9 protein-coding genes are annotated in these 11,701 nt (G+C 68.8%); 5 read left to right on the top strand and 4 right to left on the bottom strand.

The genetic code is table 11. From position 1 onward, the window contains the following. Positions 1 to 4: 4 nt before the first annotated feature. A complete protein-coding gene (locus D7X99_RS44260; RefSeq protein WP_255428684.1) occupies positions 5 to 133 on the bottom strand; it encodes a hypothetical protein in 129 nt (42 codons plus the stop codon). Here D7X99_RS44260 and D7X99_RS12750 point away from each other — a divergent pair. Continuing rightward, on the top strand, positions 132 to 1,472 hold the full coding sequence (locus tag D7X99_RS12750) for a S41 family peptidase (RefSeq protein WP_120595590.1): 1,341 nt from the start codon (positions 132 to 134) through the stop codon (positions 1,470 to 1,472). The genes D7X99_RS44260 and D7X99_RS12750 overlap by 2 nt on opposite strands. Before the next feature lie 35 nt (positions 1,473 to 1,507). On the opposite strand, the gene D7X99_RS12745 is transcribed toward D7X99_RS12750, so the two are convergent. After that, a complete protein-coding gene (locus D7X99_RS12745) occupies positions 1,508 to 2,215 on the bottom strand; it encodes a hypothetical protein (RefSeq protein WP_147454529.1) in 708 nt (235 codons plus the stop codon). Further along, positions 2,212 to 4,191: a hypothetical protein gene (locus tag D7X99_RS12740; protein WP_147454528.1), complete on the bottom strand. Its 1,980-nt coding sequence runs from the start codon at positions 4,189 to 4,191 to the stop codon at positions 2,212 to 2,214. The genes D7X99_RS12745 and D7X99_RS12740 overlap by 4 nt, the downstream gene beginning before the upstream one ends. A gap of 389 nt (positions 4,192 to 4,580) precedes the next feature. Between D7X99_RS12740 and D7X99_RS12735 the strand changes: the two genes are divergently transcribed. Genes D7X99_RS12735 through D7X99_RS42800 form a run of 3 tightly spaced genes read left to right on the top strand, consistent with a single transcriptional unit; the run spans position 4,581 to position 7,115 of the window. Next, positions 4,581 to 6,071: a sigma-54-dependent Fis family transcriptional regulator gene (locus D7X99_RS12735; protein ID WP_120595568.1), complete on the top strand. Its 1,491-nt coding sequence runs from the start codon at positions 4,581 to 4,583 to the stop codon at positions 6,069 to 6,071. Between the two features lie 50 nt (positions 6,072 to 6,121). After that, positions 6,122 to 6,616, top strand: a complete 495-nt coding sequence (locus tag D7X99_RS42805; protein ID WP_120595567.1) for a hypothetical protein — start codon at positions 6,122 to 6,124, stop codon at positions 6,614 to 6,616. 7 nt (positions 6,617 to 6,623) lie between these two features. Next, positions 6,624 to 7,115: a DUF4347 domain-containing protein gene (locus tag D7X99_RS42800; protein ID WP_158626998.1), complete on the top strand. Its 492-nt coding sequence runs from the start codon at positions 6,624 to 6,626 to the stop codon at positions 7,113 to 7,115. 12 nt (positions 7,116 to 7,127) lie between these two features. On the opposite strand, the gene D7X99_RS12725 is transcribed toward D7X99_RS42800, so the two are convergent. After that, entirely contained in the window at positions 7,128 to 10,493 is a 3,366-nt protein-coding gene (locus tag D7X99_RS12725; protein ID WP_158626997.1) for a bifunctional serine/threonine-protein kinase/formylglycine-generating enzyme family protein, read from the bottom strand. A gap of 261 nt (positions 10,494 to 10,754) precedes the next feature. Between D7X99_RS12725 and D7X99_RS12720 the strand changes: the two genes are divergently transcribed. Continuing rightward, positions 10,755 to 11,654 carry a serine protease gene (locus D7X99_RS12720; RefSeq protein ID WP_158620698.1) on the top strand — a complete coding sequence of 300 codons (900 nt, stop codon included), beginning with the start codon at positions 10,755 to 10,757 and terminating at the stop codon, positions 11,652 to 11,654. Positions 11,655 to 11,701 lie beyond the last annotated feature (47 nt).

The following is an 11,701-nucleotide window of genomic DNA, read 5'->3' as shown; positions in this document are numbered from 1 at the left end:
GGGGTCATGGCCGCGACGGCATCATGGACAGCGCTCCGAGGCAGCCCGCGCTCGTCGCCTCCGCCGCGGCCTGCGCGCGCGGGTGGGTGACCTGCTGCACCTCGAAGATTCCGACGCACCTGGAGCGACCCATGATTCCAAGCGCTGACCGTCTGCTCATCGCAGTGACCGCCCTGTGGCTCGTGACAGGACCCCTGCCCTCCTTCGCGCAGCGCCCCGTCAGTGGCGCCGTCACGGCCCCCGCGCGGCTCACCGCCACGGAGCGCGACGCGGCGCTGTCCTCCATCCAGGCGGAGCTCCAGCGGACCTACGTCTTCCCGGAGAAGCGCGCGGCGCTCGTCGAGCGTCTGGAACAAGAGCGGAAGGCGGGACGCTACAACGTGGACTCGCCAGCGGCGTTCGCCGAGCGCGTCACCGCCGACCTGGTGGATGCCAGCAAGGACCGGCACATGTACCTGGTGAACGATGCCGCGCGGTACACCGCCGCGGAGGCGCCCAGGGTGCGGGCGACGGACACCGACGCGTACTGGCACCAGCTGGCCCTGCGCGAACACCACGGCCTCACGGATCTGCGCGTGCTGCCGGGCAACGTGCGCTACCTGAGGGTCACCGGGTTCCACTGGGTCCAGGACGAGACCGGTACGGCCTATGACGACGCCCTGCGGTTCCTGAAGGACGGGGACGCGATCATCATCGACCTGCGGGACAACGGAGGTGGCTCCCACGCGGCGGTGCGCTACCTGGTCAGCCACTTCCTCGATGGGGACGTACCGCTGCTGACGTTTCTCTCCGGCTCCAAGCCTCCCGAGCAGTCCCGGACGCTGGAGCACCTTCCCGCCGGGAGGTTGATGGGCAAGCCCCTGTACGTGCTGATCAACCCGCGCGTGGCTTCAGCGGGGGAAGAGTTCGCCTATCACGTCCAGCAGCTCAAGCTGGGCGAGCTGATCGGCGCCAGGACCGCGGGGGCCGCCAACAACAACTCGCTCGTGCCCGTCGCCCCCTGCTTCGTGCTCAGCGTCTCGCATGGGCGCCCGGTCCACGCGGTCAGCCAGACGAACTGGGAGGGCGTGGGCATTGCTCCGGACGTAGAGACACCTCCCGAGCAGGCCCTGGAGGTCGCGAAGTCCCGCGCCTTGAAGAAGCTGCTGGCGACTCCCGGCCTCGCCCCCGAGCAGCGCTTCGAATACGCCTGGGCCCAGACGACGGTGGAAGCAGGGCTGCACCCGGTCTCCATCGCGCCGCAGGCCCTCAAAGCCCTGGCCGGCCGCTTTGGACCGAATGAGGTGTCCTGGAAGGACGGAGTCCTGTGGCTCCGCCGGGGAAGCCGGGCCCCCGCCCGCCTCACGCCCCTGACGCCGGAGGGGCTGTTCGCGGTGGACGGCTACGAGGTCCTGCGCGCGCGGCTGACCGGCAAGGCGCTGGAGCTGCTCTGGAGCGACACCCCGGAGCCGACCGTGTTCGCGCGCGGCTGAACGCTCACCCGGGAGAGCGGGCACGGAGCCCCACATCAGGGGGCCACGCGGAGGGTCACTCCCGTTCGGACGCTGCCCGCGATGGCGTCGATGCGCATCCCAAGCGTGTCCACTGGAACCAGGATGCTCGCGCGGAAGGCGCCGCGCGCATCCGAGACACCCGTGGCAGGGAGCACCTGCGTCGCGGGGACCGCCTCCACGCGGATGGGGATGCCTGGAGCGGACACCCCATCCAGTGTCGCGAGGACCGTCACCTCGACCACCTCCCCCGCCGCGGGCAGCACCGCTTGAGCCGGGTCGACGCGGAGCTCCAGGACGCCGCGCGTCCCGAAGGCCACCCGCTCCTCCCGGATGGCACCGGCAAGTGTCGCCCGGACAAGCACCTCACCTCCTTCGGGCCATGCCAGCTCCACCTCGCCGGCGACCTGTTCACAGGGGCTCTGCGGGCTCAGCGTCGCCAGGGCGGAGACCTTCGCGTCCTCTGGAGCCGCCGCGGTGACCAACTCCACGGTCGCGGTGATGGGCTCGCAGAGGTGGGGGATGAATGCGTCCAGCCGCACCTTGAACGTCCCTCCGGATTTTAGCGGCAGGGTGCCGTTGGGCTGCCTGTCCGGGAAGACGAGGGTCAGCCCTGGATCGAACTCCGCCTCGGGCTTCGCGTCATAGCCTTTCACCGTCTCGTTTCCACCGCATCCCGCCAGCAGGACCGACAACGCCAGACACACACCAAAGAATGCCTTCATTCCGTCACCCCCACGCTCTTCAGCAGCGACTTGCCGGCATCCGTCAACACCGAGGCATCCACTCCGAGCCCAACCGACCATCCAAACCTTGGCTGGTATTCGAGCCCGGGCGGAGCGGGAACCTTGGGCTCCTCTCCGTTCGCCAGCGCGATGCGTGAGCCCAGCGGGGCCTCCTTCGTGGCCGTCTGGACGAACCGCAGGCTGGGACCGGTGGTCAAGACCACTCCTCGTGCGAACTCCCAGCCCGCGCGCAAGCCCAGCTGCGAGAACGTCCCCCCGGAAGTGCCCACGAGGACGCTGGGGCCTCCGGCCAACAGCCAGCTCCGAGACAGCCTCACTCCGAACAGGACTGAAACAGAAGCCAGGTCCTGGGTGCGGTAGTCACCGCGCAACTCGTAGACCCGCTGCGGGCCGGCGCTGCTCCCCAGCGGCGCGTATCGAGGGGTGGTGAATCCCCCCTGCCCCTCCATGGCCGCCGTTCCCGCCACCTCCACCAGCAACAGGAAGGAACTCCCCTGGTCCGCGTCCAGAATCACCCGATTGCGGACCTTGACGTTGTCCTTCGAAGGCTCGCAAGGCTTCGCATCACATACATAGACTTCGCGTCGTGAGCCCTTGTCGAGCGGCTCCACGACGAGGGTGCGCGTGCCAATGCGGGCGAGCGGTGGCGCGCCCATGTCCGCTTTGAGCGTAGCCTTCAGGACCCTTTCCGATGCGCCGGCCGGGGCCGTTGTCTGGTCGAGGCAGATGAGGGTGGGCGCCTTCACGCTGAAGTCCAGCTCTCGGTGAGCCGCCGGGAAAACCTTCCCTCCCACCGCGGCAGGCAGCGCCCCAGGGGCGAGCTTCGCCAGGCGGATCATGAAGGAAAAGGCTCCCGCCACTGCATCCGCTGCGTCATTGCGTCCGGTGATGACCTGCTGCGTTCCGACGCCCAACTCGACCCCAGACGTGACATCGTGGAGCAACACCGCGAGCGGCTTGTGCATCCCAGAGGAAAGGTCCTGTCTGGAGTCACCGCCGCCGTACGTCGCCTCGACGATCCGTGCGCCGTCCACCAGCGGGAGCTCGACCTGGGCGACCAGGTGCGGCCTCTCGTCGTCGTGGAGCCAGTTCAGCATGGCAATCTGTGTGCAATGTGCTTCGCGGGCTTCGCCCTCAAGCCGCGCTCCAGGCTTCAGGGTTTCGGCGGCGGCTCGCAGCGCAACGCGGAACTCCGTGCGCCGCTCCTTGAGGGCAGCGTCCCTCATCGCGCGAGAATAGCGATCGAGCGCCTCGGACACGGTTCCCAGCTGCGAATCCAACGACCGGTTTTCCTCGCAGAGCTTGTTGAGCAGTGCGGGACCGGACGCAGCGGAGCCAGCACCCGGACACGCAGCTCCGAGCTGCGCGACGATGCTCAGGGCGTTGGCAATCACAGCCTTCGCGAGGACTTCCTCCTTGCCATCGGTCGACAATGCGAACTGCTCCACGGTCTTGGCGACCAGGCCCACTTCCGCCCAATCCCGGAGCGCAGCCTGCTCACTTTCGATGATCCCGGGTGTGAGGAGCACCTTCTCGCGCTCCTCGCGAACGGAGCGGAGCCGGGCCTGCTCCACCGCGCTGCGGGGCAGGTCGAAAAGGCGCACCACCAGGACGTCCTTCTCGGTCTCCGGGTCGGCCTCGGGAAGCCGATAACGCATCCCATCATCCACTTGGCCGCAAGCCACGGGATGGCGGACGCCCTTGTGGGTGACCCGCTCGACCTGGACCCAGGCGGGATGCGCATTTCCTCCCAGATTGAACTCCATCAAGAGGTTCTCTTTCTTCTTGGAGAGCGTCACCGCGCCCGACCTGTTGATGACGAACCTGGGGTCCTCGGCGGCGTCCAAGACGGGAGGAGGCACAGCGTCTGTGCAAAGAAGCTCCATTTCCGGGATGCGGGTGTCAGCCTCGGACTCCGCGGCATTCACAGGCGTCCCCCTGAGCAGCAGGCCCATGGCGCACAGCCATGCCAAGGCCCCGACACACACGGAAAGTCTGTTTTCATCTCGCGTCTGGACAGGCATCGACGATCTCCACTACGGCGTGAGCAGGGCGTGAACGCCAACGCCGCCGCTGGCGAGGTTCCCCCCCGCGGACCCACCCTCGGCGGCGCGGCGCTCCCTTTCTCCACAGCAGCCTTCGTGCCAGGACTGTTCGCCCGGCGACATGCCGTCGCGGTGTCCAATCGCCTTGAATCTCCGGCCTCGGAGCTGACCAGTCCGGTGGACAGTCTTTGGCGGCTCGCCCCGGGATGGGGGCTGGCGCGCGAAATGCTTACCTCACGGACATGCACGTCGCGGGAAGGCCATTTGTCTCACTGCGAGAGGGTCCTAGAGTCTCGGGAATGACCGAGCTGGAAATCCGCCTGACCCGCGAGCGGAGTCTGTACCTCCACCTGCTCCGCCTCCTGGGGGCCCCAGCGCCCGGTGAGCCCCTGCGCGACGTGCTGACCGCGCTGGTGGAGGTGACCCAGGCGGAACGCGCCTACCTGGAGCTGTACGCGGACCTGGCGGCGGGCGGGCGCCAGTGGTCCCTCTCCCATGGATGCTCGACGAGCGAGGAAGAGCACATCCGCGCGGTGACCTCGCGAGGCATCGTCGCGGCGGCGATCGCCTCCGGACAGACGCTCCATACGCCCTTCGCGCTGCTCGACCCACGCTTCTCCAGCGCTCGCAGCGTCAAGGAGCAACGGCTGGAGGCCGTGCTCTGCGTGCCCCTGAGCGGAAGCGGCCCGGGCGTCCTCTACCTCGAGGGCCAACGGGGCGCGGGGCCCTTCTCCGCGGAGGCGGTCCAGGTGGCGGAGACCGTGGCTCGCTTCGTGGGCACGGCGGTGCAGCACGCGGGCTCCGGGAGCTGGCGAGAGGCGGAGGATCCCACCCGGCCCTTCCGGGAGAAGCTCCGGCTGGATGCCATCGCGGGGCGCAGCCGTGTCATGGCGCACGTCTTCGAGCAGGTGGCGCTGGCGGCGCCCCTCGACGTCTCCATGCTCGTCACCGGTGCCTCCGGCACGGGGAAGACCCAGCTGGCGCAGGCCATCCACGACAACAGCAAGCGGCGTGGCGGCCCCTTCGTGGAGATCAACTGCGCGGCGATTCCCGAAGGGCTCATCGAAAGCGAGCTCTTCGGGGCGCTGCCCGGCGCGTTTCCAGGGGCGCGGCGCACGGTGGGCAAGGTGGAGGCGGCGGAAGGCGGCACGCTGTTCCTGGATGAAATCGCGGAGATTCCACTGGCGGCCCAGGGCAAGCTGCTGCAGCTGCTTCAGTCAAAGCAATATTATGCGCTGGCGAGCTCGCGGCTCGCGAAGGCGAACATCCGGATCATCGCCGCCACCAACGCGTCGCTGGAACAACAGGTGGCCGAGCGGCGCTTCCGCGAGGATCTCTTCTACCGGCTGAATGTCTTCACGCTCCGCATGCCCAGCCTTGCCGAGCGGAAGGAGGACATGGGGTGCCTCGTGGAGCAGTTGCTGGAACGGCTGTCGGAGGAGCATGGGCTGCCGGCACTCAGGGCTTCCCCCGGCTTCCATGCGGCCTGCGAGGCCACTGAATGGCCTGGCAACGTCCGGCAGCTCCGGCACCGACTGGAGGCGGCGCTCATCCGCGCGAGCGCGGAAGGCGCCAGCTACATCGAGCCGCGCCATCTGGCGGAGGGACTTCCCTCCCAGCAGGAGGGCCCCCTCTCCTTCCATGAGGCGACGCGGCGGTTCCAGGAGAAGCTCTTGCGGCGAGGGCTCAAAACTTTTGGTGGGAACGTGAGCGAGGTGGCCCGCCAGTTCGACCTCACCCGAGCGCATGTCTACAACCTCATGCACTCTTTCGGCCTGAAGCGGGAGTAACGCGCGGGTCTTTCACGCAGTACCACACGCGGTCTGAGACGAGGCAGTTCATGGCAGACACCATTTCGACCGAGGACTACTACCGGGCGGATATCTCGACGAAGAAGCATCCGGACGAACTGGGCGCCTGGTGGTTCAAGAACTGGGTGCGCCTCTACAACGCGTTCAAGGTCAGGTTCGAAAGCCGGACCACGGACCTGCAACAGAAGAAGGACCTCCTGACCTTCCGGTTCGCTCGGAATGAAGCGCTCGGGCCCTTCTACGTCGACCTCAAGGATGATTACCGATTCGTGTGGTCGGACCTGCCTTCGACCATTCAATTCGCCACGAAGGACGCGCCCTACGGATTCCTGCTGCTGTCGCCGGAGTGGGTCGCCACACAAAGCCAGACGGTGGGCACGAATCTGGGTGCTTTCGCGGAGGGTGGAGGGAAATGGCCCATTGGCGCGGGAGAGAAGTCCCTGCGCGAGTTCATCATGGAACGCGTTCACGACAAGCAACGGCAGGATGACCTCCTGGAACTGCTCGACCTGTTGCTCAAGTAGACGGCACATGGGAATCCACCTCACGGTCATCTCCTATCCTCAAACCATCCATCCGATGTTCGAGGCGGTCGCCCTGGCGGCCAACAACCAGTCCAGCGACCACAAGTTCGCGAGGTGTCAGAATGGGAGTGGCCTGCGCCTGGCCATCGCGAACAGCAGGCCTCGGGGTCCGGAGAGACTGCCGGACGTGTCGGTCCTCGACCTCGTGGGACACGGTCGCGCGGGCTATTTCAAGCTGGGCGATGAGATCCTCGTCGAAAACGGCAGGATCCGCTCCAGCGTGGTCCGTGAGCTCAATGACCTGCTCCCCCGCGCCACCACGATCCGGTTCCTGGGGTGCCTGACGGGCGCCGAGGACACGGGGCTGCAGATGTTCAACGACGTCAAGCAGGTCCTAAAGCAGAAGATCGCCGTATCCACCGGCGTCCTCGAGCCCTGGCACTTTGGCCAGACAGGACTGTCGGACGACTACCAACACCTGCTGCTTTCTTCGGCTTAGGAGGGGGCCGCGTCAGCGGATCCCGGACTGCCCCGGGAATGAGCTGGGACGGGGGCGCTCCACGCAGCGCACCCCGATGCCGAACTCGAAGCGCCGAGGAGGCAGGTGGTTCGTCCACGTGACCTCGTGGTGTCCCTCCTCCCTCGGCGCATCCCACCGCCCGCCCAGAAGGCTTCGCAGGTTCTGGAAGTCTCCCTGCATGGCCGTCGTCTCGGTCCACTCCGCGACGTTGCCCGCCATGTCGAACAGGCCGTATGGACTCAGGTCCTCTGGGAAGGAGCCCACGGGCGCGACCCCCGGATACGGATCGTGCCCCAGGAGGTTCGCGGGCGGGTCCTTCCTGGGCGTCAGCCAGGCGGTCTTCCGCTTCGGCGCAGGGTTGATGCGCGTCCCCGACTCATCGAGCGTCAGTCCCCCCCGGAAGCCCTTGCGCCATTCGTCCGCGGTCGGGAGCGCCTTTCCCAGGTAGCGACAGAAGGCTTCCGCGGAGAAGGCATCCAGCCCGGTCACCGGACTCGCCAGCTCGAGCGAGCGCGAGAAGATGGGATGCTGAGGTGGGAGCTCGTGGACATACGGCGTCCGCCGCAGCACGCCCTCCTCGAAGAGGCGGAACTGGCCGTTGGTGACCTCGGTCTGGTCCATGGCGAAGCCCGCCACGTCGACCGTCCGCTCCGGCTCGCGCGTGTCGTCGTCCGCCGGGCGCCAGAAGGGTCCCGCTGGAATGGAGACCAATCCCACACGCGAGGCCTCGCACGTCGGAATGGGCAGGCGGATCTCCTGGACGGGTATCCGCTCCCGGTGGCCGGGGAGCCGCTCCAACCGGAGGATGGACGGCCCGCAGCTCTCTCGCTCCACCACCAACCACGCCGGCCGGGAGGGCACCTCGACACGCTCCCGAGGACTTGCGTCCGCCTCCCGGAGGAGCTGCCGCCGCTGGAGGTCCGGCTCCCGGTAGGGAAGCGCGTCCTCCGCCTTCGTGTCGCCCTGGACGGGTGCCAGGCGCCAGGCCACCACGTCCGACCGCGAGGCCTTCGTCCAGCGCTGCGTCATCGGATCGAAGTCGTGGGACTCCAGGATGAGGTCGAACTCACCGATGTCCGCCGAGGCCAGACGGAGGGTGGCCTGCTGGCGGATGGCTTCGAGCTGGTTCTGACGGAAGGCCAGCGCCGCGAGCACCGCCGCGATGGAGACCCCCACCAGCAGGCTGATGAATCCCCCCAACAGCCACCGGCGGCGGCGAGTCAGGGTCCAGGCCCGCCGCTGCCCCGCCTCCAGGAAGGACTTCGAGCGCGTGGGCAATGAGATGTTCCAGGCCTCTACCCGGCGCAGGGCCTGCCGCAAGGGTTCGTCCGCCCACGTCTCCCCGTCCGGCCGCCCCCTTTGCTCCCAGAGCCGTGACGCCTCCTCGAGCTGCTGCACCAGCACGCGCTCTTCGCGGGTCTCCTCCACCCAGTGCGCCAGCGCGGGCCAGGTGGTCGCGAGCGATTCGTGGGCCAGCTCCACCAGCGGCTCGTCTGTCTGGGTGTCGCGGGTCGTCACCACCAGCCGGTTGGCGTGGAGCTTCTCCAGCACGCCCGGCGCGGAGTCCGCGAGGCCCTCCAGCAGCTCGGCCAGGGGACGGGGCCGGCGCGTGCCCGCGGCGGTGACCAGACGCAGTAGGAGGCCGCGCGCCGCGCGTATCTCCTCGGAGGGAAGCTGTTGCAGGAACTTCTGCGCATAGAGCGCGAGCGCTCCCCCCACGCCCCCCAGGGCCTCGTGGACGGAAGCGCGCAGCGTGCGCGAGTCGACGTCGCGCCGCTCCCACAGCGCCATGCAGACGAACTGCAGCAGGGGCAGCCCGGCGGGTTGGGCCTCCACCTCCTCCACCAGCCGCGAGACCAGCGAGGGCGAGTCGACGGAATATCCCACGCGCCGCAGGGGGCCTGTAATCGCCTCCCGCAGGGCCGCGGGCGTCAGCCTGGCGAGCGCGAAGGCAGCACCCAGGGAGGTCCTCAGCGGCTCCAGCCGCGAGTACTGGCCCAGATAGTCGTCCCGCAGCACCAGGACGATGCGCCAGGGTTCCTCCAGGGATGCGGCCGCCATCAGGCACGCGGCGACCCGCGCGGCCTCCTGTGGCGAGGCGAGCGTGAAGACCTCCTCGAATGCATCCAGCGCCAGGAGCACGCTGCCGCCCGTCTCCTGGCAGAGGCGCCGCAAGTGACGCACGATCTCTCCAGGCCGGCTGGCGAGCGACTCCGCGACGGTGCTGACGGAAGGCTCCCCCTCCCGCCCCGACGTCAGCAGCGCGGCAAGTCGGGTCAACGGGTTCGGACCGGGCCGGGCGTGCAGCACCGACCAGCGCTCCATCCGCCGGTACCGTGCGAACACCGCCGCATGGAGGAACGAGCTCTTGCCAATGCCCGAAGGCCCGATCAGTGGCACCAGGGGTTCATGGCGCAGGCGTTCAACGAAGCCATCGAGCTCCAGCTCACGGCCGAAGTAGTCCCCTGCGTCGGCCTCGGTGAACGGCCGCAGTCCACGAAAGGGGGCCCGGTCCACCAGGCGGAGTGGCTCAGGGATGAGTGCCTCCGACAGCGCCTGGGCCACGTCCCTCGCGCTGGGGCGGGCCTCGGGCTCCAGCGCGAGGCAGCGCTCCAGCACGTCGCCTCCTGGAAGCCCTCGCAGGCGGGGGGAGAAGGCCAGGGGCTTCGGCGTGAAGGCGAAGGTGGCGAGCTGCACGTCGTCGAGCGGACGCCGTCCCTCCAGCATCTCACACGCGATGATGCCCAGGGACCAGAGGTCCATGGCGGGCGAAGGGGGGGCGCCCCGCCAGCGCTCGGGCGCCATGTACGCCGGAGTGCCGGACGCGGCGCCCTGTTCCCCCCCTGCATGGCGCGCCAACCCGAAGTCCACCACCCGCACCCGCCCGTCCCGGGGGATGAGGATGTTCTCCGGCTTGAGGTCCGCGTGGATGATGCCGTGCTGGTGCGCCTCCGCGATGGCCTCCGCGATGGCGCGGCAGATGCGAAGCGACTCATGGAGGCCGGGCGTCTCGCGGGCGATCCGCTCGCGGAGCGACTCGCCATCCACGTACTCCAGCGCCAGGTACGGGCGTCCGTGATGCCGGCCCACCGCGTGCACGGTGACGATGTGGGGGTGACTGAAGCGCGCGGTCGTGCGCGCTTCGTCCATGAGCCGCTCCGCGTGCGCCTCCCCCAGCAGCTCCACCTTGAGGAACTTCAATGCCACCCGCCGGCCCAGCTCCTCGTCCTGGGCGAGGAAGACTTCGCCCATTGCTCCTTCCGCGAGGAAACGCACGATGCGGAAGCCATCCACCTGGCTGTCCACCTCGATGGCACCCGGCCCGGAGGGGGGCGGCGCGGCAGGTTCCCCTGGCATCGGACCCCGAGTGTCCGCCAATGCCATCCACGCATGCAACTGCACACCGGGCCAGTGAGGCGGACCGCACCTCGAAGGCGCCACGCCGTCCATCCGGCTCGACAGGCCACGGGCACGCAGTCGCCCGGATTGGACAGGCCCGACGGCCCAACGACAAGGAGCGACGCGCGCCGGGCCGCAACCGGGTGGCGGCACAGTTCACGCACTCCCGTGGGACGAGCGGCCCTCCTTCCGTGCCGCGACACCTGGAGCATCCGTCCGATGATGCTTGTGCCCCTCGGCCTGTTCTGGAGCATGACCCTGGCCGTACCTCCGCACCGCCCCGCGCCGCCCGTGGCCTTGTCGCTCGAGGACAGCACCCGGGTCATGTTCAAGGCCCGGGGCGTGTCGCAGCCCTCCGCGAGCGAGCGCCCGTCCACCAAGGCCGCGAGCCCTCGCGCCGAACGGGTCCGCGCCACCCAGTCCATCGCGGGAGGTCGCGAGGCCGCGCCTGGAAGGTGGCCCTTCAGCGTCGCCATCACCTATCGCAACCAGCAGGGCACCCTGACGCAGTATTGCAGCGGCTCATTGATCTCACCGGACACCGTGCTGACCGCCGCGCACTGCGAGGTCTCCACCGGCCACTACGCCGTCATTGGCAGACATGACCTGTCCACGACCCGGGGACGCGCGCTCCGGATCGTCGCGGTGACCTCACCTGTGGGATTTGACAGCCAGAGCTTCCAGAACGACGTCGCCCTCCTCCGGCTGGCCGCCCCCGTGACGGAGTTCGCCCCCGTGCGGCTCGCTGAACCGGACCTGGTGCTGGAAGAGGGGCAGGCCCTGACCACCCTCGGCTGGGGCCGCGCGCACGAGGGGCACGCCAGCACCCCGGTCCTGCGCGAGGTGGCGGTGCAGGTGGCCCCCCGAGCCGCGTGCGCGACCCGCTACCGGGGGAAGTACCCCATCACGCCCGGGATGCTCTGTGTGAGCGCGCCCGGGACGGCGGACGCATGTCCGGGAGACAGTGGCGGGCCACTCCTGATGACCACCGCCGAGGGCAAGGTGCTTCAAGTGGGCATCACGAGCTTCGGCGTGGGCTGCGCCCGCCCGGACTTCCCTGGCGTCTCCACGCAGGTCTCCTCCTTCCGGAAGTGGATGGCCCATCCGGTGTCACCCTGAGCGCCGCATGACGGGCGAGCAACCGCCCGCCGCGGGTTGACCCGCGG

It is taken from the genome of Corallococcus sp. AB032C (assembly GCF_003668935.1).
Lineage (GTDB): Bacteria > Myxococcota > Myxococcia > Myxococcales > Myxococcaceae > Corallococcus > Corallococcus exiguus.
This window is presented reverse-complemented; position numbering and strand designations above follow the sequence as displayed.